We start from the raw sequence: 18,374 nt of genomic DNA, 5'->3' as shown, positions 1-18,374 counted from the left end.
TGGCCTGTGACGATGGGCGGATTTTATTGCGAATTGGAGAGACAAACTTGAGACGCGGCGGCGGCCCGTCTCCCGATACCGCAGGTTACATCGTGCCAGGGAAGGCTCCGCCATCCAAAAGGATGTTCTGCCCAGTCATAAAACCGGAGCTTGCGGCACAAAGAAAGGCACAGGCAGCCCCGAATTCCTCCGGATCGCCGAATCGGCCGGAGGGATTCGACTTGCGGCGCAGTTCCATCTCTTCGTCGATGCTGCGTCCGCCGGCCTTGGCACCGCCTTCCATCGTCTTGCGCAGGCGGTCGGTCTCGAAGGGGCCGGGCAGCAGGTTGTTGATGGTGACGTTGTGCTTCACCGTCTGGCGCGACAGGCCGGCGACGAAGCCGGTCAGACCGGTGCGGGCACCGTTCGACAAACCCAGAATCGGGATCGGTGCCTTCACCGCGGCCGAGGTGATGTTGACGATCCGGCCGAACCCCCGGGACATCATGCCGTCCACCGTCGCCTTAATCAGGAAGATCGGCGTCAGCATGTTGGCGTCCAGCGCGCGGATCCAATCCTCGCGGTCCCAGTCGTGGAAGTCGCCCGGCGGCGGGCCGCCGGCATTGTTGATCAGGATGTCCGGCTCCGGGCAGGCGGCGAGCGCCGCGGCCCGCCCCTCCTCCGTCGAGATGTCTCCGGCGGCGGTGGTGACGGTGACGCCGGTCGCCTTGCGGATCTCGTCGGCGGTCGCCTCCAGCGCATCGGCGTTGCGGGCGGTCAGGGTGACATGCACGCCCTCGCGGGCCAGCGCGAAGGCGCAGGCGCGGCCCAGCCCCTTGCTGGCGGCGCAGACGATGGCGCGGCGGCCGGAGATACCCAAATCCATGGTCGTCTCTTCCCTTGTCGGTATCAGAGGGTCGTTTTGGAACCGGATCGTTGCGGTTCCGTCCGTTGCAGTTCCGAAAGGACTTCCCGGGCCAACGGCACGGTCACACCACGATGGGCGGCCAGCGACGCATGATCCAGCGCCGCCACCAGACGGCGGGCGAAATCGAGCGACCGCTCCATCCGCGCCAGCAGATAGGTGATGACCTCCATCCCCGGCCGCAACTGGCGGTCGGCGAACAGCTTGACCAGAACCGCGGCGAGCAGCGCGTCGTCGGGCGGCCGGACCTCGACCGCCGGCGCGCCCTTGATGCGCGACCGCAGGTCGGGAAGCTTCGTCCGCCAGTGCGACGGCGCCTTGCGCGACAGCAGCAGAAGATGGCCCCGCTGTTCGCGGGCGAGGTTGTAGAGATGGAACAACGCCTGTTCCCGCTCCGGCTTTCCGGCAACCGTGTCGGCATCCTCGACGACCACCGCGTTGGCGGGGGCCAGCAGGGACGGCACCGTTGCCGACTCGAGGGCATCGCCGCGGGTCACCAGGGCATGGCTGCGGGCGCGCCAGACCTGGGACAGGTGGGTCTTGCCGCAGCCGGCGGGACCGTACAGCGTCAGTGCCGGGGCGGGCCAGGAGGGCCAGCGGTCCAGCCACGCCACGGCATCGGCGTTGCTGGGTGCGACGAGGAAATCCTCGCAGCCCATCGCCGTCCGGTGCCCGAGGTCGAGCGGTATCTGCGCCGGCAAGCTCATGCGGACACACCCATCAGCGTTCCGCGTCGGTGCCGCGGTAGTACGGGCTCGAGAGATACTGTCGCAAGGCGAAGCGGGTCAACACGCCGATCACCGCAGCCACCGGAACCGCCAGCAGCACGCCGACGAATCCGAACAGACTGCCGCCCGCCAGCAGGGCGAACATCACCCACACCGCATGCAGCCCGACCTTGTCGCCCACCAGCTTCGGCGTCAGGACATTGCCCTCCACCGCCTGCCCGAACAGGAAGATGCCGATGACGATGGCGACGCGCCAGAACTCGTCGAACTGCAGCAGGGCAAGGCCGGTGCTGGCGACGAAGCCGAACAGAGTGCCGACATAGGGGATGAAGGACAGGAGCCCGACCATCAGGCCGATCACCAGCCCGAAATCCAGCCCCGCCGCCGACAGCGCCAGTGCATAGAAGACGCCCAGCACGACGCAGACCGTCGCCTGCCCGCGCACGAAACCGGACAGGGTGACGTTCACCTCTCGCGCCTGCTCGCGCACCGTCTCGGCATGCTGGCGCGGCAGCCACGAATCGACCTTTCCCACCATCAGGTCCCAGTCGCGCATCATATAGAAGGCGACGACGGGGGTGATGAACATCAGCGTGACGATGTCGAACAGTGCCAGCCCGCCCGACAGGATGCGGGTGACGACACGGCCGACCAGCCCCGCCACTTCACCGGCATAATTGCCGGCGGCAGCGCGCAGCCGCTCGACATCGTCGGCCGGCAAGCGGTGAATGAAGCGGTTCAGCGCCGGGATCAGCCGTTCCTTCGCCAGGGTCGCATAGTTCGGCAGCACCTCCAGCAGGTGGGAGACCTGCCCCTGCACCAGCGGCAGCAGAAGCAGCGCCATCAGCACCATGACCAGCACGAAGCCCAGCAGCACCAGCGTGGTGCCGAGCCAGCGCGGCAGCCCCGCCGCCTCCAGCCTGTCGACCGCGGGGTCGAGCAGATAGGCGATGGCCAGCCCGACCACGAAGGGCAGCAGCATGTCTGCCAGCAGCCACAGCGCCAGAACGAACAGCCCCAAGCCGATCAGCCAGAAGCGGAGCTGCTTGGCCGGCGTCACGGAACGCCGCCGAGCCGGTTGAACAGCAGGGCGCCGCGCCGGGCGTACAGCACACCGGACAGCACCGTCGTCACCGTGCAGACGTACACCAGCACCTCGACCAGCTCCCAGCCATACAGGTGGATGTCCGGCAGCCCCAGTGCCGGCGGAGCCAGCACGGCGGCTGCCAGCGCGATCTGCACCACCGTGTTCACCTTGCTGATGTAGAGCGGCTGCATCGCCAGCGTCTCCTTCAGCGTGAACAGCAGGATGACGCCGCCGATGATCATGATGTCGCGGAACACCACCATCATCGCCAGCCACAAGGGGATGGTGCCGACCCAGGCCAGGGCGATGTACACCCCGACGATCAGCGCCTTGTCGGCCAGCGGATCGAGATAGCCGCCGAGCACCGTACGCGCGCGGAACATGCGGGCGATGGCGCCGTCCAGCGCATCGGACAGGCCGGCAGCGACGAAGAGGGCGAAGGCCCACTCCATCCTGCCGGTGAGGATCATGTACATCGCGGCCGGAACCGCCACGATGCGCAGGAACGTGATGATGTTGGGTACGCTCACGGTGCGCTCTTCGCCGGCAGCGTTCCCAGGTTGCGCGGCGGCGCGCCCATCGTGCCCACGGCACCCGCATCCATCGGCGCCGACGGCGCCAGCGATGTCGGGGAGGCCATCGGCGTGGCGGCGGACGGAACGGCACCGGCCGACGCGGCACCCGACCCGCGCGGCAGCAGCGTCAGCTGCCAGTCAGCCGACGGAGCCGGCAGCGCGGGGTAGCCGGCGGCAACAGGGGCGTCGACGGGCGGCGCGGCATGCGTGAAGCTCAGATCCTGGCGGGCGAGCGCCTGGGCCAGTTGTTCCGGCGCACCGCGATAGGTCAGGGTGATCAGCGCCTCGCTGCGGGTGATCGACATCAGGGTGTTGCGGGTCACAGCATTGACGGCGGACAGCCGCTTGCGCGTTTCCACCCAGTCGTTCACCGCGGTCAACGGCACGCGGACGAGGGTGTTCTGCTCCGGACCGGTGGCGGTGGTATGCTCGCGCTTCCACGAATCGTCGACCTGGGTGCCGACCGAGGCGACGGCACGGTTCAGCAGTTCGTCGGCGGTGCCGCCGCCCTTCACCTGGACCGTCTGGTTCTCGCGCGTGCCGTCGAGCCCGTAACGGGTGACGTCGACCGTCAGGCCGCGGGCCGGATCGGGGCCGTTGGCCGGAAGATCGGTGCGGGCGACGACGACTCCGCCCGCCTTGTAGGCCTGGGCGATGCGGGCGAGCGCGTCGGCGTTGCCGGCGACGGCGTCCTCGCCGCTGATCGCCTGGGCATCGGACAGTTCTCCATCCGGCACCACCAGCGGCACCAGCGAGGCGGCGGGCTGCCGCGCCTCCCAGGCCGCGCGCCAGGGGGTGCGGTCCTGCCACAGGATGGTGCGCCCGTCGGTCAACGTCACCGGCAGGATGACGAAGGGCCGCGACGGCGGCTCCACATACTGGGCGGCACCGCCGCTCTGACCGAGGGCATCGCGCACCGCATTGGGCCGGAACCGCACGGTGATGGCGCCGACATAGCGGCTTGCCGACACCTTCTCCTCGTCGATCTCGAAGCCCTGGACCAGCTTGGCGATCTCGCCATCGGACAGGCGCGGAGGGTTGCCGCCGCCGGGAACGAGCCGGCGGTACAGCTCCGTCCAGGCCTTGGCCTGCGCCTCGCGGATCGCCTGGTCGCGCACGGTGGTCGGATTGCTGCCGTTGATGTCGACCCGGACGCCGGACACCGCGAAGGGGTCTGCAGCGGACGGGGCGGCGGCAGCGGAGGTGGCGGCGGAGGTGGCGGCCGGCGGCGGGGAACCGGTCTGCGCCCCGGCCGGCCCGGTCATCGTAACGACCAGAGCGGTGGACATGGCAGCAAGACCGGCGAGGAGCGGCGCGCGGCGGCGGTGGAGCATTGCAAAGCCTTCCGATTCGAGTATGTTCGGCCCGAGCCCAAGGCCCGGTATATAGCTCAGCCCAAGCGAGGATACCATCAGCACCCAGTCCTATAACATGTCCGACGCCTACAAGCAGGCCGGTGTGGACATCGATGCGGGCAACGCGCTTGTCGAAGCGATCAAGCCGCTTGCCCGCTCCACCGCGCGTTCAGGCTCCGACGCGGGCCTGGGCGGTTTCGGCGCGCTGTTCGATCTGCGCGCCGCCGGCTACCAGGATCCGCTTCTGGTCGCGACGACCGACGGCGTCGGCACCAAGCTGAAGGTGGCGATTCTCGCCAACCGTCACGACACTGTCGGCATCGACCTCGTCGCCATGTGCGTCAACGATCTGGTGGTGCAGGGCGCCGAGCCTCTGCTGTTCCTGGATTACTACGCCACCGGCAAGCTCGACGTGGCCGCCGGCCGCGACATCGTTGCCGGCATCGCCGAAGGCTGCCGTCAGGCCGGCTGCGCGCTGGTCGGCGGCGAGACCGCCGAGATGCCCGGCATGTATTCCGAGGGCGATTACGACCTCGCCGGCTTCTCCGTCGGTGCGGTGGAACGCCAGCACGCCCTGACGGGTTCCGCCGTCCAGGCGGGCGACGTGGTCCTCGGCCTCGCCTCCACCGGCGTGCATTCCAACGGCTATTCGCTGGTGCGCAAGCTGGTCGAGAAGTCGGGCCTCGGCTACGACTCAGCCTGCCCGTGGGATGCCTCGAAGACGCTGGGCGAAGCCCTGCTGACGCCGACCCGCATCTATGTGAAGAGCACGCTGAAGGCGGTGCGCGCCGGCACGGTCCGTGCCATGGCCCACATCACCGGCGGCGGCCTGATCGAGAACATTCCGCGTGTCCTGCCGGACGGGCTGGGTGTCGTTCTCGACGCCTCGGCCTGGACCCTGCCCCCCGTCTTCTCCTGGCTGATGAAGACCGGCGGCATCGCTCCGTACGAGATGGCGCGCACCTTCAACGTCGGCCTCGGCATGGTCGTCGTGGTTCCGGCCGACAAGGCGGCCGAGGCCATCGACATACTGCGCGAAGGCGGCGAGACGGTCTTCACCGTCGGCACCGTCACCGCCCTGAAGGACGGCGACGCCCGCGTGACCGTCACTGGCATGGACGCGGCCTGGACCGCGTAAGGGACGCCTAAGGATTCGTTGATGAGCAAGTTGAAGCTCGGCGTCCTGATCTCGGGGCGCGGCAGCAATCTGCAGGCGTTGATCGACGCCTGCGCCGCGCCGGGTTTCCCGGCCGAGATCGCGCTGGTGCTGTCCAACAAGGCCGATGCCTTCGGCCTTGAACGTGCATCCGGCGCCGGGATCGCCACCGCGGTGGTCGACCACCGCGGCTATCCCGGCGATAAACCGGCCTTCGAGGCGGCGATGGATGCCGCTCTGCGCGAGGCCGGTGTCGAGCTGGTCTGCCTTGCCGGCTTCATGCGCCTGCTGTCGTCCTGGTTCGTCGGGCAATGGCACAATGCGCTCATCAACATCCACCCGTCCCTGCTGCCCTCCTTCAAGGGGTTGGACACCCATGAGCGGGCGCTGGCCGCCGGCGTCCGCTTCCATGGCTGCACCGTCCATTATGTACGTCCGGAAATGGACGAGGGTCCGATCATCGCCCAGGCGGCGGTGCCGATCCTGCCCGGCGACGACGGCCACAGCCTGGCCGACCGCGTCCTTTTGTCGGAACACCGGCTCTACCCGCACGCCGTCTGCCTGATCGCCGAAGGCCGCGCCCGAGTCGATGGCGATCTGGTGCGGATCGAAGGTCCGGCTCCGGACCTTGCCGCCTTGGTGAACCCGCCGTTGAACCCGTCACTCTAGGCTCCTATCCCTTCCGATCGCCACCCTTCCGGCATGGTTGACGGTTCCACTCGGAATCTGTTGCGTTTCTGCGCGCCCGCGTCAAAATTTGCGGGCAAAAGAAACTGTTGGAGGATTGATTGATATGGCGGCCGTGAGTCCGAACCCGGTCAGTGCAGAGACCGTCCGCTCGCATCAGGCGACCTGGATCGCCTTCACCAAATTCATGAAGCTCAGCATCGCCGGGGTCATCGCCGTGCTCGTGCTGCTGGCGATCTTCACGCTGTAGCGGACGGATGGGAAGGGGGCATGTAACCGAGCCCCCTCCCCCACACCTCACCCGGCCAGCATCTCCAGCGCCTTCTGCAGCTTGTCGCGGGCCTGATCGGCGGCCTCGCGGCGGTCGCGTTGCTCCTCGATCACCTCTTCCGGAGCCTTGGCGACGAACTGCTCGTTCGACAGCTTGGCGTCGATCTTCTTGATCTCGCCGGCCAGCTTGTCGATCTCCTTGGACAGGCGCGCCTTCTCCTTGTCGAGATCGACGATGCCTTCCAGCGGCAGAACCAGCGTCGTCTCGTCCAGCACCGCCTGCACGCTGCTCTTCGGCACATCGCCCTGGAGCGGCTCGACGCTGGACAAGCGCGCCATACGCAGGATCAGGTCGCGGTGGGTGTCCAGCCGCTTCAGGCTGACCGCGTTCGGATCCTTCAGCTTCAGCTCGATCTGCGCCGCCGGCGGGACATTCATCTCCGACCGCATGGAGCGGACCGAGCTGATCAGACGCACGACCCAATCCATCTCGTCGCGCGACGCCGGATCGACCATGTCGGCGGCGAACTCCGGCCATTCCGCCGAGATCAGCCGGTTGGCACGGGCCGGCGACAGCTGCTCCCACAGCTCTTCGGTGATGAAGGGCATCAGCGGATGCAGGATGTGCAGGATCTGGTCGAGCACCCAGGCGGTGGTCGCCCGCGTTTCCGCCTTCGCCGCCTCGTCGGTGCCGGCGAGGATCGGCTTGGTGAACTCCATGTACCAGTCGCAGAAGGTGCCCCAGGTGAACTGGTAGGCAGCACCGGCGGCCTCGTTGAACTTGTAGGCGTCGATCGACTCGGCGACCTTCTTCGCCGCATCGGCCAGCGCGCCGACGATCCAGCGGTTGACCGTCTGGGTCAGGCCGACCGGCTTGTAGCCGGCGACCGGATCGCAACCGTTCATCTGGCAGTAGCGGGCGGCGTTCCACAGCTTGGTGGCGAAGTTGCGGTAGCCCTCGACCCGGTTCACCGCCAGCTTGATGTCGCGGCCCTGCGCGGCCATCGCCGACAGGGTGAAGCGCAGCGCATCGGTTCCATACTGGTCGATGATCTCCAGCGGGTCGATGACGTTGCCCTTCGACTTCGACATCTTCTGGCCCTTCTCGTCGCGGACAAGGGCGTGGATGTAGACGGTGCGGAAAGGCACGTCCTTCATGAAATGCAGGCCCATCATCATCATCCGGGCGACCCAAAAGAAGATGATGTCGAAGCCGGTCACCAGCACGTCGGTCGGGTAGTACCGGTCCAGCTCCGGCGTCTGGTCCGGCCAGCCGAGCGTCGAGAAGGGCCACAGCGCCGACGAGAACCACGTGTCGAGCACATCGGCATCGCGCGTCAGCTCGACATCGCTGCCGTAATGGACCTTTGCGGCGGCGTGCGCCTCCTCCTCGGTCTCCTCGACGAAGAAGGTGCCGTCCGGACCGTACCAGGCCGGGATCTGATGGCCCCACCAGATCTGGCGGCTGATGCACCAGGGCTGGATGTTGCGCATCCATTCGAAATAGGTGTTCTCCCACTGCTTGGGCACGAACACCGTCTTGCCGGTCTCCACCGCCTCGATGGCGGGCTTCGCCAGGGTCGCGGCATCGACATACCACTGGTCGGTCAGCCACGGCTCGATGGCGACGCCGGAGCGGTCGCCGTGCGGGACCATGTGGGTGTGCGGCTCGATCTTCTCCAGAAGCTCAAGCGCCTCCAGCTCGGCGACGATTTTCTTACGCGCCTCGTAGCGATCCAGCCCGCGGTAGGCCTCGGGCACATTGTCGTTCAGCCGGGCATCGCGATCCATGATGTTGATCTGCTCGAGCCCGCAGCGCTTCCCGACCTCGAAGTCGTTGAAGTCGTGGGCCGGCGTGATCTTCACCGCACCCGACCCGGTCTCCGGATCGGCATATTCGTCGCCGACGATGGGGATCAGGCGACCGACCAGCGGCAGGCGGACCATCTTGCCGATCAGGTCCTTGTAGCGCTCATCCTCCGGATGCACCGCCACGCCGGTGTCGCCCAGCATGGTTTCCGGACGGGTGGTGGCGACCACGATGAAGCGCCCCTCTTCCCCGTCGATGGGGTAGCGGAAGTGCCAGAGGTTGCCCTTGATCTCCTTCTGCTCGACCTCGAGGTCGGAGATCGCGGTGTGCAGCTTCGGGTCCCAGTTGACCAGCCGCTTGTCCTTGTAGATCAGGCCCTGGCGGTGCAGTTCGACGAACACCTTGCGGACGGCGCGGCTCAGCCCCTCGTCCATGGTGAAGCGTTCGCGCGGCCAGTCGGGCGAGGCGCCCAGGCGGCGCAGCTGGCGGGTGATGGTCCCGCCCGATTCGGCCTTCCACTCCCACACCTTGTCGATGAAGGCGTCGCGGCCGAAATCGTGGCGGGTCTTGCCGTCCTTCGCCAGATTGCGCTCCACCACCATCTGGGTGGCGATGCCGGCATGGTCGGTGCCGGGCTGCCACAGGGCGTCGCGGCCGCGCATGCGGTTGTAGCGGGTCAGCACGTCCTGGATGGTGAAGGTCAGCGCATGGCCCATGTGCAGGCTGCCGGTGACGTTCGGCGGCGGCATCATGATGGTGTAGGGATTGCCGTTCCCCTGCGGCTGGGCGGCAAAGGCGCCCGACTCTTCCCACAGGCGGTAGTGCTTCTCCTCGACCTCGGCGGGCCGGTACGTCTTTTCCAACATCACCACGAACTTTCGCTAGAAACGTCTTAATCGGGGCTCAAACGGGCAGGGATCGAAAAGGCGGGATCAGAATTTCTGCGACCGCCGGATCATGCGGTCGATCTCCTGCTGGACCAGCCGCTCGACCACCGTCGGCAGATTCTCGTCCAGCCATTCCTTCAACAGCGGCTTCAGCAGCTCGCGCACGACCTCTTCCACCGTGCGGATGCCGATGGGCATCGGGCCGATGGACAGGTCGTCGCCCAGCTCGCGCGCCAGATGGGTCAGGTGGTGCGAGGCATCCTCCGCCGTCCGGCGGGAGATCAGCCCGGCATCCGGATCGACCGCGCGGCGGCGCGGACGCGGCGGGGGCGGCGGCTCGTCATCCTCAAAATCGTCGAAGGCCGGCATCGGCCGCCGGGCGGCCGGACGCGGCGGCGGCATCGGTTCGGGTTCCGGCTCGTCCCAGCGCGGCGGGGGCGGAGGGGGAGGCGACGGCTCCGGAAAGGCCGGCTCCTCCGGCCAGGGGTCGGGATCGGGCTGGCCGAAGTCGGGCCGCTCGTCCGGTTCATCCTCCACCATCTGGGTCAGTTCCAGAACGTCGTCGTCCTCCTCCACCATCGGGGGGGGCGGGGGCGGCGGCGGAGGGGGTGGCGGAGGGGGTGGCGGCGAAGGCGCCTGAGTTTCCGATTTGGCAGGCTCGCCGTCCTCGGAAATGATCCGCCGGATGGAGGCGAGGATTTCCTCCATCGAAGGTTCTTGCTGGCCCTTATCGCTCATCTTGGCAACCCGAGACGTCAACCTGCCCCAAACCTAGGGCAGGGCTGACAAAAAAGCCATAATACAAAAACGGCCCGCTTTCGCGGGCCGCTTCGTTCATTCGGTCACCGAAGTTCCGAACCACTTGCCCCGCGTCTTGTCGTAATTCGCGGTCGGGTCGTATTTCTGGACCGGCAGGTTCAGACGGTCCGCCGTCAACTGTCCGCTGGACGCCAGTACATTGAAGGCCGCGACCATTTCGTCGTGCTGGGCACGGACGAGGAAGACGCGGGCGTTCAGCAGTTCCTGTTCCTGGTTCAGCACGTCGAGCACGGTGCGCGAGCCGACCTGCGCCTCCTGACGGACGCCTTCCAGGGCGATCTGGGCCGCCTTGATCTGCGCCGAGTAGGACTCGATGCTGGCCCGGGCCGTCTGCAGGGCCTGCCAGGCGCTGACCGCCGATTCGGTCACCTGACGGCGGGACTCCTCGATCTGCAGGCGGGCCTGGTTGGCTGTCTGCTTGGCCTCGCGGACCAGGGCTTCCGGCTGGCCGGCCTGATAGAGCGGGATGGTCACCTGGGCGGTGACCTGCGCACTGTCGGAGCGGTTCAGGTCGATACCGGACGAACGGCCCGGATCGTAGGTGCGGGTGCCGCTGGCCGAGAGGTTCACCGACGGCAGCAGGCGGCCGTACTGCTGGTCCACCGCCTCGCGCTGCGCCGCCTCGGTGTAGGAGGCGGACAGGACGTTCGGGTTGTTGGCGCGGGCCAGCTCGACCAGTTCGTCCAGGTTCTTCGGCAGGCGGAAGGCTGGCTTCGGCGCCTTCAGCTCGCCGGGAGCGGCACCGACCAGACGTTCGTAGGTGGCGCGGGAGGCGCGTAGCGTGCCTTCGGCCGAAATCTTGGAGGCGATGGCGGCCGACAGGCGCGACTCGGACTGGCTGACGTCGGTGCGGGTGTATTCGCCGACGCGGAAGCGGTCACGGGCGGCGTCCAGCTGGCGGCGCAGCACCTGCTCGTTGTTGGTTTGCAGTTGTAGGATGGCCTGGTTCTGGACGATGTCCAGATAGGCCTGGGCGGCGGCCAGCAGGACCGACTGTTCCGAGGCGATCAGGGTGGCGCGCTGCGCCTCGACCAGCCGCTCGGCGCGGCGGACGGCCGGGGCGACGGTGGCGTCGTAGATCGGCTGGGTGGCGGTGACGCCGACGCTCTTGGCGTTGCTTTCCGAGCCGGTCGAGCCGCCGTCGAACTTGCTCTCGCCCATCGAGCGGGAGATGCCGGCGGTCACGCGGGCGGTCGGACGATAGCCGGACAGCGCCTGGGGCACGCCTTCGTCGACGGCGCGCAGGCGGGCGCGCTGGGCGCCGATCGTCGGGTTGTTGGCATAGGCCTGGGCAAGGGCCTGTTCGAGGGACTGGGCCTGGGCCGTACCACCGCCGGTCACTGCTGTGCCCATCGTAGCGGTCAGGGTCAGGGCCGTCGCCAGCAGCCAGCGGCGCGCAAAACGGCTTCGCACGGTCATGTTCAGTAGACCTTCATGTTCGGGTCGATTCGGCGCGCCCAGGCATCGACACCGCCATCCAGGTTGATGGCGCGGTCGAAGCCCTTGGAACGCAGCCACATGGTGACCTGCGCGCTGCGGCCACCGTGGTGACACACGACGACGACATCGCGGTCCTTCGGCAGCTCATCCACCCGACCGGGAAGCCCGTTCATCGGGATGTGCAGGCTGCCGTCGATGGCGCACAGCGCAAACTCCCACGGTTCGCGCACGTCGAGGACGACCGGTTCGTCGCCGGCCTTGCGGCGACGGTCCAGTTCTTCCACCTCGATCTCAAACGGTGCGGCCATGGTTGCTCACTTTCGTGCAAGGGCGACGGCGACGGTAGCGCAGAACCGCGCAGAGGTAAACTGCACGGTTCAGTTCAAGACCAGTCCAACCGGCGATTCCGGTCAGAACACGAAGGAGGCCTTCTTTTCGAAGCCGGGCAGCGCGTGCGGCTGGGCCTCGAACAGGATGCGGCTGGACACCACGCCGGCGGTGCGCTGGAACAGCCGGACCTCGCCGACGCTGCCCTTGCCCTGGACGATGGCGACCAGACGACCGCCTTCCGCCAGCTGGCCGGTCAGCGAAACCGGCACCTCCGGAACGGTACCTTCGACGACGATCACATCGTAAGGGGCGTTTTGGGCGTACCCCTCCGCCAGCGGACCGGTGACGGTCTTGGCGTTGGCGATCCCCTGCCCGGCCAGCGCCGTGGCCGCGGCGGCGGTCAGCTCTTCGTCGCAATCCAGGCCGACAACCGACGAGGCGAGCCGCCCCAGCACCGCGGTGGAGTAACCGCCGGCGGCCCCGACGTCGAGCACGCGGTCGGTTTCCTGCACGGCAGCTGCCTGCAGCATACGGGCGAAGACCATCGGTTCCAGCAGGAAGCGGCCCTTGCCGATGGGGAGATCGTCGTCGACATAAGCGACGCCGCGCGCCGACGAAGGAACGAAGGCTTCGCGCGGAAGCTCCGACAGGACATCGACGAGACGTTGATCCGTCACCTTGTTGGGGCGGATCTGTCCCTCGACCATGAAATAGCGTGCGGCGGCGAAATCGGTCATGGCGGTCGCTTATTGATGTGTTGTGACGACACCGGCACCAAGCCGAACAGCGAACGGCTTCCTGCCATGGCGGTATATAGCCGCAAAGGCTTGGCGAACACAACGTCACGAGCGATATGCGGGCGGGCTTTGCCGAAGGCCGGGAAAACGGCCGGCGGAGTCGTCGGCAAAGAGCGGCCATGCCGGTTCGATCGACGATGTTCAAAAATCGTCACCATTCGCCTTGACCGCTCCGTTTCAGGCCGCTATACCACCGCTCCACACCGAGGGCGCACCGGAAACGGCGCGCCGGTGCCGGTCAGGATGGCGCGGTGGCAGAGTGGTGATGCAGCGGACTGCAAATCCGTGTACGTGGGTTCGATTCCCGCCCGTGCCTCCATACCTGACAGCAGTATACATGATGGTCAATTAGACTGAACGCAGCCCCGCCCCCAGCGGGGCTTTTCGCGTTTGGGCCTTGTTTTCATTCGCAGAATGCCCTTCGCCCGCCGTCGAAAGAAAATTCATTTTTCTGTCGGAATTGGCTTGGCAGGGCCGAATGGTTCGGCTATACACCCGCCACGCCAACAACGGCGGCGGCCGAAAGGTCAGTCACCGATCCCGGTTAGCTCAGTTGGTAGAGCAGCGGACTGTTAATCCGCTTGTCGCTGGTTCGAGTCCAGCACCGGGAGCCAGATCAAAAAGGCCGGATGCCGAACGCATCCGGCCTTTTTGTCTTTCTGCACTCTTGCAGCTTGACTGTGGCGCTTAAGTAACCGAATTCGGTTTAAAGCAGTTGGGCTAGGACTGACGGTGGCCCAAGACGGTATGAACTAGTCCCAAAAGACGATCCTGCCTTGCCGGAAGCGAAATGACGCGCACGTCTGCGCGGGGTTAGACTTGATAATAATCCGGGCCGAGCCTTGGGCCGGGCGTCTCCAGCCGATGGAGGACCGCCGTGCTTCTGCCATTCCAATCCGAACATTTCCGCACCGCCCCTCCGGTCGGCAGCACCGGCAACCGCTCGCCCGAATCCGACGAGCGCCCCGTCCGGACGGTTGACTGCGTCACGGCAATGCTGCTGTTCCTGGCAGCCGTGCTGGTCGCCCTGCTGGCTTTCAGCGCCGATTGGACCGGACCTGCCGCCGACCGCAATCCGCAGGCCTACGAGAACACCCCGGTTCTGGTGATCCCGCCTAACCCGCGTTGAACGGCCGGGAGCAAGGCACCGGTCGTAGAGGCGCCCTACTCCACCAGATCGTCATAGATGCTGTCGTCGGAGTCCGATGGGTCGCCGCCCACCGCGGCGACCGCCACCCGCTTCCATTCCCCACACCAGTCGGTGGACAGGGTAATCGGAAAGTCGCCTTCCGGGCTTCGCGGGGTCACCACCGGCGGATAGCGCCGGCAGGTTCCCTTCGGCCCGCGCTGGCGGAGCCCCTGCCCCTCCCAGAAGCGGCAGGTATAGCAGGTGTCGAGTCGCTTCATCGCGGACCGCTCTCCTTAATGATGGCCGGCGTTATGTCGGTCGGCCAAGCGGACCCGCTTCCCCCTCCGTCAACCGGTGGAGGGCGGCTTGGCAGGCCGCATCGTGTCTGCGCATCTGGCGTAGTACGACTTGATGTCCGCGTCCAGAACGCTGCGGCGGCGTCCCTCCTCGGAACCTTCCGGTGCGTCGCTCAGGCGCTGGAACTCCTGGACGGCCTGTTCCAGTTCCTGTTCGCTTTCGATGGGCATGCTGTCACCTTTCCCCTTTGATTGCGGGACCCGGACAAGACAACAGCGGCCGACGGCGGTATGTTTCCATCACCATGGTCGCGCTTGTGGTGGACAACCGCGCGATGACGGCTTGATGAGCCGCGACTCGAACGCAATGTCATGCTTGTGTCACCCGAGTCGCGACGGACAGGGCCGCGCGTCGCCGGGGGTGCCCTTGGCCCTGCCTTGCGCGGGAGTGCGGCGTCATGCGGGTCGTCTCAACACCGGTTATGCCGCGTCTGGCGGCGGCCGTCCTTTTCCTGATCGGCCTGCAATTGGCCGTCCCCGGCGTTGTCCCGGCCAAAGCGGCGGAGTCTGCGCAACTCGACCCGGAGCGTGTCGTCCGTTCCGTCGTCGGCATCACCGCTACTGTGCCAGCGGACAGCCAGAGCGCCCGCACCCTGGGCACCGACCGCGAGGGCAGCGGGGTCGTCATCGACGGTTCCGGCCTGATCCTGACCATCGGCTATACGGTGATGGAAGCGTCGCAGATTCAAGTGATTGCCGCCGACGGACGCAGCTATCCCGCCAACATGGTGGCCTACGACCCCGTCAGCGGCTTCGGGCTGCTGCGGGCGGAGATGGGGTTTTCAGCCCCCTGGCTGCGGCTGGCCGGTCCAGGCGCCGTGAAGGAAGGCGATACCCTGCTGGCGCTCAGCGGCGGCGGCAATCGCGGAGCCACCGCCGTGAAGGTGGTCGGCAAGCGGGAGTTCGCCGGCTATTGGGAATATCTGCTGGACGAGGCCCTGTTCACCTTCCCGCCGATCCGCGCCTTCAACGGCGCCGCCCTGGTCAACCGTGAGGGCCGGCTGGTCGGCATCGGATCGCTTCTGGTGGCGGAGGCGGTGGAGGGGCGCAGCCTGCCCGGCAACATGTTCGTCCCCGTTTCGACGCTTGAGCCGATTTTGGCCGACCTTCTGGCTTACGGAAAACGGCAGGAACCGGCCCGTCCCTGGCTGGGCGTCACCCTGCGCGAAGAGATGGGGCGGCTGCTGGTGGAAAAGGTGTCGCCACGCAGCCCAGCCGAGTCGGCCGGCCTGCGCCCCGGCGATTGGATCGTCGGCGTCGGCGGCCAGCGCTTCAATGGACTGGCGGATTTCTACCGCAAGCTCTGGGGGCTGGGACCGGCCGGCATCGTCGTTCCGCTCGAGGTGATGCGCGGTTCCACACTGACCCCGGTTCCGGTGACCTCGGCCGACCGCGTGCGGTTCCTGAGGCTGAACCCGACGCTGTGATGCCTGCACCAACAGCCGGTTACCTGCCCGGGCGCTTGTGAACGGCGTGCCGGCATAGCACCCTGTGCGAAACAGCCATCCATGGACCCACGCCGATCATGAACCATCCCGACATCGAGATTCTCGACAAGAAAACCCCCTACAAAGGCTTTCTGACCATCGACGTCTACCGCCTGCGCCACAAGAAGTTCGACGGCACCTGGACCGACGTGCTGCCGCCGCGCGAGGTGTGCGACCGTGGGGCCGCAGTGGGCGTCCTGCTCTACGATCCCGATCTCGACACCGTGGTGATGATCGAGCAGTTCCGCGTCGGCTCCGCGGCAGCTGGCGGCCCGGCCTGGATGACCGAAATCGTCGCCGGCATGGTCGGCGAAGGCGAGAGCCCGGAGGAGGTTGCGCGCCGCGAATCGATGGAGGAGGCCGGCTGCGTCATCCAGGAAATCGAGCAGATCTGCGATTATTACGTCAGCCCGGGCGCCTTCACCGAGGTCGTCACCGTCTTCTGCGGCCGGGTCGACAGCCGCAACCTCGCCGCGACCGGCGGTCTGGAGGAGGAACATGAGGACATCCGCATCATGGCCCTGCCCGCCGACGAGGCGATCGGCATGATGGACGGGAACCGCCTGCGCAACTCCGTCGCCATCATCGCCATCGGCTGGCTGGCCCGCCACCGCGAGTCCCTGCGCAAGCGCTGGCTGGGTCAGGGGTAAGGTGCGGGGGGGTCTCGGCTCCCAGGCTCCACCGCTTATTTCACCCGCGATTCGTGTTCAATGCAGCATTTCACACTCCCTGCCTTGAAACCGCAGCCCTGCGCCCTGATAGTATCGGCAGCAATCCACATCCGACTTTGGGAGTACCCGCCTTGGACATCCGCAACGGCTTCATCGGCGCCATCGGCAACACGCCGCTGATTCGCCTGGAAGGGCCATCGAAGGCGACGGGCTGCGAGATCCTGGGCAAGGCGGAGTTCCTGAACCCCGGCGGGTCGGTGAAAGACCGTGCCGCTCTCGCCATCGTCCGCGACGCGGAAGAGCGCGGGCTGCTGCGCCCCGGCGGCACCATCGTCGAGGGCACGGCGGGCAACACCGGCATCGGGCTGGCTCTGGTCGGCAATGCGCTCGGCTATCGCACCGTCATCGTGATGCCGGAAACGCAGAGCCAGGAAAAGAAGGACATGCTGCGCCTGATCGGCGCCGACCTGCGGCTGGTCCCCGCAGTCCCCTATTCCAACCCCGACAATTACGTCCGCTATTCCGGTCGCCTTGCCGAGGAGTTGGCGAAGACCGAGCCGAACGGCGTCGTCTGGGCCAACCAGTTCGACAACACCGCCAACCGCGACGGCCACCGCACCACCACCGGGCCGGAAATCTGGGACCAGACCGGCGGCAAGCTCGACGCCTTCACCTGTGCGGTGGGCAGCGGCGGCACGCTGGCCGGCATCGCGCTGGCCCTGAAGGAGCGGAACCCGAACATCCGCATCACGCTGGCCGACCCGATGGGTGCCGCCCTGTTCAGCTACTACACCAGCGGTGAGCTGAAGTCGGAAGGCAGTTCGATCACCGAAGGCATCGGCCAGGGCCGCATCACCGCCAACCTGGAAGACGCGCCGATCGACGACGCCGTGCAGATTCCCGATGAAGAGGCGCTGCCGATCGTCTTCGACCTGATCAAGACCCAGGGTCTGGTGCTGGGCGGCTCGTCGGGCATCAACATCGCCGCCGCCATGCGGGTGGCGCGCGACCTCGGCCCCGGCCACACGGTGGTGACCATCCTGTGCGACGGGGGTCAGCGTTACCAATCGAAGCTCTTCAATCCTGACTTCCTCCGTGAGAAGAATCTTCCTGTGCCAGACTGGCTGGCCTGACTCTCTTCGAGGGGGATATGGACGCGCTTTTCCGTGAGGACGCCTACGCCCGCAACTGCGTCGCCACCGTTACGACGGTGGACGAGCATGGCATCCGGCTCGACCGCACCGTCTTCTATCCGACCGGCGGCGGCCAGCCGGGCGATACAGGCGTCCTGCGCTTCGACGGCTTCGAAGTCCGCATCAAGGACACGGTGAAGGGCGACGGCGGCCCCGACGACGTCATCCATGTGCCGGAAGACGGGCAGGAGCTGCCCAGCCCCGGCACCGCGGTGGAGGCGGAGATCGATTGGGACCGCCGCCATCGCCACATGCGCATGCACACCGCGCTGCATTTGCTGTGCGCGGTGGTGCCGGGGTCGGTCACCGGCGGGCAGATCGGCGCGGACAAGAGCCGGCTGGACTTCAACGTCCCCGCCGAATCGCTGGACAAGGACGCCATCACTGACGCGGTGAACCGGCTGATCGCCGCCGACACTCCCATCGGCACCCGCTGGATCACCGACGATGAGATGGCAGCGCAGCCAGAACTGGTGCGCACCATGTCGGTGAAACCGCCGACCGGCAGTGGCCGGGTGCGTCTGCTGGATGTGGAGGGGATCGATTTGCAGCCCTGCGGCGGCACCCATGTCGCCCGCACCGGCGAGATCGGCGGAATCGAGGTGACGAAGATCGAAAACAAGGGCAAGCAGAACCGGCGCGTCGTCCTCGCGCTGAAGGACTGAGGCCGTTTTGCCGATCTGTTGCCCGACA

21 protein-coding genes and 2 tRNA genes are annotated in these 18,374 nt (G+C 66.9%); 10 read left to right on the top strand and 13 right to left on the bottom strand.

What is annotated here, in order from left to right:
* Positions 1–85: 85 nt before the first annotated feature.
* The 5 genes from ABNQ40_RS22745 to ABNQ40_RS22725 are packed head-to-tail and all read right to left on the bottom strand — an operon-like array spanning position 86 to position 4,628.
* The gene (locus ABNQ40_RS22745) at positions 86–865 is read right to left on the bottom strand and encodes an SDR family oxidoreductase (RefSeq protein ID WP_109051693.1); all 780 of its coding nucleotides are present in this window, start codon (positions 863–865) and stop codon (positions 86–88) included.
* Positions 866–888: 23 nt separating this feature from the next.
* Complete coding sequence (locus ABNQ40_RS22740) at positions 889–1,611, bottom strand: DnaA ATPase domain-containing protein (RefSeq protein WP_109051692.1); 723 nt, start codon at positions 1,609–1,611, stop codon at positions 889–891.
* A gap of 13 nt (positions 1,612–1,624) precedes the next feature.
* Positions 1,625–2,692 carry an AI-2E family transporter gene (locus ABNQ40_RS22735; RefSeq protein ID WP_109051691.1) on the bottom strand — a complete coding sequence of 356 codons (1,068 nt, stop codon included), beginning with the start codon at positions 2,690–2,692 and terminating at the stop codon, positions 1,625–1,627.
* Positions 2,689–3,249: a CDP-alcohol phosphatidyltransferase family protein gene (locus tag ABNQ40_RS22730; RefSeq protein ID WP_109051690.1), complete on the bottom strand. Its 561-nt coding sequence runs from the start codon at positions 3,247–3,249 to the stop codon at positions 2,689–2,691. Before ABNQ40_RS22730 ends, ABNQ40_RS22735 begins: the two co-directional genes overlap by 4 nt.
* Positions 3,246–4,628: a DUF2066 domain-containing protein gene (locus ABNQ40_RS22725; protein ID WP_199235425.1), complete on the bottom strand. Its 1,383-nt coding sequence runs from the start codon at positions 4,626–4,628 to the stop codon at positions 3,246–3,248. The genes ABNQ40_RS22730 and ABNQ40_RS22725 overlap by 4 nt, the downstream gene beginning before the upstream one ends.
* Before the next feature lie 97 nt (positions 4,629–4,725).
* Between ABNQ40_RS22725 and purM the strand changes: the two genes are divergently transcribed.
* From purM to ABNQ40_RS22710, 3 genes are all read left to right on the top strand, one after another.
* Positions 4,726–5,787: a phosphoribosylformylglycinamidine cyclo-ligase gene (gene purM, locus ABNQ40_RS22720; protein WP_109051688.1), complete on the top strand. Its 1,062-nt coding sequence runs from the start codon at positions 4,726–4,728 to the stop codon at positions 5,785–5,787.
* Positions 5,788–5,808: 21 nt separating this feature from the next.
* Positions 5,809–6,474: a phosphoribosylglycinamide formyltransferase gene (gene purN / locus ABNQ40_RS22715; protein WP_109051687.1), complete on the top strand. Its 666-nt coding sequence runs from the start codon at positions 5,809–5,811 to the stop codon at positions 6,472–6,474.
* Between the two features lie 124 nt (positions 6,475–6,598).
* Entirely contained in the window at positions 6,599–6,742 is a 144-nt protein-coding gene (locus tag ABNQ40_RS22710) for an aa3-type cytochrome c oxidase subunit IV (RefSeq protein WP_109051686.1), read from the top strand.
* Between the two features lie 47 nt (positions 6,743–6,789).
* Here ABNQ40_RS22710 and ABNQ40_RS22705 read toward each other — a convergent pair whose 3' ends face one another.
* The 6 genes from ABNQ40_RS22705 to ABNQ40_RS22680 all read right to left on the bottom strand — a co-directional run bounded on the left by ABNQ40_RS22705 (position 6,790) and on the right by ABNQ40_RS22680 (position 13,003).
* Entirely contained in the window at positions 6,790–9,438 is a 2,649-nt protein-coding gene (locus tag ABNQ40_RS22705; RefSeq protein WP_199235424.1) for a valine--tRNA ligase, read from the bottom strand.
* A 66-nt stretch (positions 9,439–9,504) separates the two neighbouring features.
* Positions 9,505–10,197 (bottom strand): DUF2497 domain-containing protein, encoded by a 693-nt coding sequence (locus ABNQ40_RS22700; RefSeq protein ID WP_391348983.1) that lies wholly within the window; start codon positions 10,195–10,197, stop codon positions 9,505–9,507.
* Positions 10,198–10,293: 96 nt separating this feature from the next.
* Positions 10,294–11,697, bottom strand: coding sequence for a TolC family outer membrane protein (locus ABNQ40_RS22695; protein ID WP_109047494.1), 1,404 nt, complete (start codon positions 11,695–11,697; stop codon positions 10,294–10,296).
* A 2-nt stretch (positions 11,698–11,699) separates the two neighbouring features.
* Positions 11,700–12,026 carry a rhodanese-like domain-containing protein gene (locus ABNQ40_RS22690; protein ID WP_109047493.1) on the bottom strand — a complete coding sequence of 109 codons (327 nt, stop codon included), beginning with the start codon at positions 12,024–12,026 and terminating at the stop codon, positions 11,700–11,702.
* 102 nt (positions 12,027–12,128) lie between these two features.
* Positions 12,129–12,785, bottom strand: coding sequence for a protein-L-isoaspartate O-methyltransferase (locus ABNQ40_RS22685; protein ID WP_109047492.1), 657 nt, complete (start codon positions 12,783–12,785; stop codon positions 12,129–12,131).
* Positions 12,782–13,003: a hypothetical protein gene (locus ABNQ40_RS22680; protein ID WP_146255390.1), complete on the bottom strand. Its 222-nt coding sequence runs from the start codon at positions 13,001–13,003 to the stop codon at positions 12,782–12,784. The genes ABNQ40_RS22685 and ABNQ40_RS22680 overlap by 4 nt, the downstream gene beginning before the upstream one ends.
* An 87-nt stretch (positions 13,004–13,090) precedes the next feature.
* On the opposite strand from ABNQ40_RS22680, the gene ABNQ40_RS22675 reads away from it, so the two are divergent.
* The 3 genes from ABNQ40_RS22675 to ABNQ40_RS22665 all read left to right on the top strand — a co-directional run bounded on the left by ABNQ40_RS22675 (position 13,091) and on the right by ABNQ40_RS22665 (position 13,974).
* Positions 13,091–13,164: transfer RNA gene (locus ABNQ40_RS22675), tRNA-Cys, on the top strand.
* Positions 13,165–13,383: 219 nt separating this feature from the next.
* Positions 13,384–13,459, top strand: a tRNA-Asn gene (locus ABNQ40_RS22670).
* 263 nt (positions 13,460–13,722) lie between these two features.
* Complete coding sequence (locus ABNQ40_RS22665) at positions 13,723–13,974, top strand: hypothetical protein (protein ID WP_109048992.1); 252 nt, start codon at positions 13,723–13,725, stop codon at positions 13,972–13,974.
* A gap of 35 nt (positions 13,975–14,009) precedes the next feature.
* On the opposite strand, the gene ABNQ40_RS22660 is transcribed toward ABNQ40_RS22665, so the two are convergent.
* Positions 14,010–14,252 carry a hypothetical protein gene (locus ABNQ40_RS22660; protein WP_109048993.1) on the bottom strand — a complete coding sequence of 81 codons (243 nt, stop codon included), beginning with the start codon at positions 14,250–14,252 and terminating at the stop codon, positions 14,010–14,012.
* A gap of 69 nt (positions 14,253–14,321) precedes the next feature.
* Positions 14,322–14,501, bottom strand: coding sequence for a hypothetical protein (locus ABNQ40_RS22655; RefSeq protein WP_098739756.1), 180 nt, complete (start codon positions 14,499–14,501; stop codon positions 14,322–14,324).
* Positions 14,502–14,728: 227 nt separating this feature from the next.
* Between ABNQ40_RS22655 and ABNQ40_RS22650 the strand changes: the two genes are divergently transcribed.
* From ABNQ40_RS22650 to ABNQ40_RS22635, 4 genes are all read left to right on the top strand, one after another.
* Complete coding sequence (locus tag ABNQ40_RS22650) at positions 14,729–15,757, top strand: S1C family serine protease (RefSeq protein WP_109048994.1); 1,029 nt, start codon at positions 14,729–14,731, stop codon at positions 15,755–15,757.
* Between the two features lie 98 nt (positions 15,758–15,855).
* Complete coding sequence (locus ABNQ40_RS22645) at positions 15,856–16,467, top strand: NUDIX domain-containing protein (protein WP_109048995.1); 612 nt, start codon at positions 15,856–15,858, stop codon at positions 16,465–16,467.
* A 152-nt stretch (positions 16,468–16,619) separates the two neighbouring features.
* A complete protein-coding gene (locus ABNQ40_RS22640; protein WP_109048996.1) occupies positions 16,620–17,621 on the top strand; it encodes a cysteine synthase A in 1,002 nt (333 codons plus the stop codon).
* A gap of 17 nt (positions 17,622–17,638) precedes the next feature.
* Entirely contained in the window at positions 17,639–18,346 is a 708-nt protein-coding gene (locus tag ABNQ40_RS22635) for an alanyl-tRNA editing protein (protein WP_109048997.1), read from the top strand.
* Positions 18,347–18,374 lie beyond the last annotated feature (28 nt).

Source organism: Azospirillum sp. A23 (genome assembly GCF_042938965.1).
Classification (GTDB): domain Bacteria; phylum Pseudomonadota; class Alphaproteobacteria; order Azospirillales; family Azospirillaceae; genus Azospirillum; species Azospirillum melinis.
This window is presented reverse-complemented; position numbering and strand designations above follow the sequence as displayed.

Excerpts from the sequence above, each read along its gene's own strand:
- ABNQ40_RS22745 (WP_109051693.1), bottom strand. The coding sequence starts at position 865 with ATGGATTTGGGTATCTCCGGCCGCCGCGCCATCGTCTGCGCCGCCAGC.
- ABNQ40_RS22740 (WP_109051692.1), bottom strand. The coding sequence starts at position 1,611 with ATGAGCTTGCCGGCGCAGATACCGCTCGACCTCGGGCACCGGACGGCG.
- ABNQ40_RS22725 (WP_199235425.1), bottom strand. The coding sequence starts at position 4,628 with ATGCTCCACCGCCGCCGCGCGCCGCTCCTCGCCGGTCTTGCTGCCATG.
- purM (WP_109051688.1), top strand. The coding sequence starts at position 4,726 with ATGTCCGACGCCTACAAGCAGGCCGGTGTGGACATCGATGCGGGCAAC.
- purN (WP_109051687.1), top strand. The coding sequence starts at position 5,809 with ATGAGCAAGTTGAAGCTCGGCGTCCTGATCTCGGGGCGCGGCAGCAAT.
- ABNQ40_RS22710 (WP_109051686.1), top strand. The coding sequence starts at position 6,599 with ATGGCGGCCGTGAGTCCGAACCCGGTCAGTGCAGAGACCGTCCGCTCG.
- ABNQ40_RS22705 (WP_199235424.1), bottom strand. The coding sequence starts at position 9,438 with ATGTTGGAAAAGACGTACCGGCCCGCCGAGGTCGAGGAGAAGCACTAC.
- ABNQ40_RS22700 (WP_391348983.1), bottom strand. The coding sequence starts at position 10,197 with ATGAGCGATAAGGGCCAGCAAGAACCTTCGATGGAGGAAATCCTCGCC.
- ABNQ40_RS22695 (WP_109047494.1), bottom strand. The coding sequence starts at position 11,697 with ATGACCGTGCGAAGCCGTTTTGCGCGCCGCTGGCTGCTGGCGACGGCC.
- ABNQ40_RS22690 (WP_109047493.1), bottom strand. The coding sequence starts at position 12,026 with ATGGCCGCACCGTTTGAGATCGAGGTGGAAGAACTGGACCGTCGCCGC.
- ABNQ40_RS22685 (WP_109047492.1), bottom strand. The coding sequence starts at position 12,785 with ATGACCGATTTCGCCGCCGCACGCTATTTCATGGTCGAGGGACAGATC.
- ABNQ40_RS22680 (WP_146255390.1), bottom strand. The coding sequence starts at position 13,003 with ATGGTGACGATTTTTGAACATCGTCGATCGAACCGGCATGGCCGCTCT.
- ABNQ40_RS22660 (WP_109048993.1), bottom strand. The coding sequence starts at position 14,252 with ATGAAGCGACTCGACACCTGCTATACCTGCCGCTTCTGGGAGGGGCAG.
- ABNQ40_RS22655 (WP_098739756.1), bottom strand. The coding sequence starts at position 14,501 with ATGCCCATCGAAAGCGAACAGGAACTGGAACAGGCCGTCCAGGAGTTC.
- ABNQ40_RS22650 (WP_109048994.1), top strand. The coding sequence starts at position 14,729 with ATGCGGGTCGTCTCAACACCGGTTATGCCGCGTCTGGCGGCGGCCGTC.
- ABNQ40_RS22645 (WP_109048995.1), top strand. The coding sequence starts at position 15,856 with ATGAACCATCCCGACATCGAGATTCTCGACAAGAAAACCCCCTACAAA.
- ABNQ40_RS22635 (WP_109048997.1), top strand. The coding sequence starts at position 17,639 with ATGGACGCGCTTTTCCGTGAGGACGCCTACGCCCGCAACTGCGTCGCC.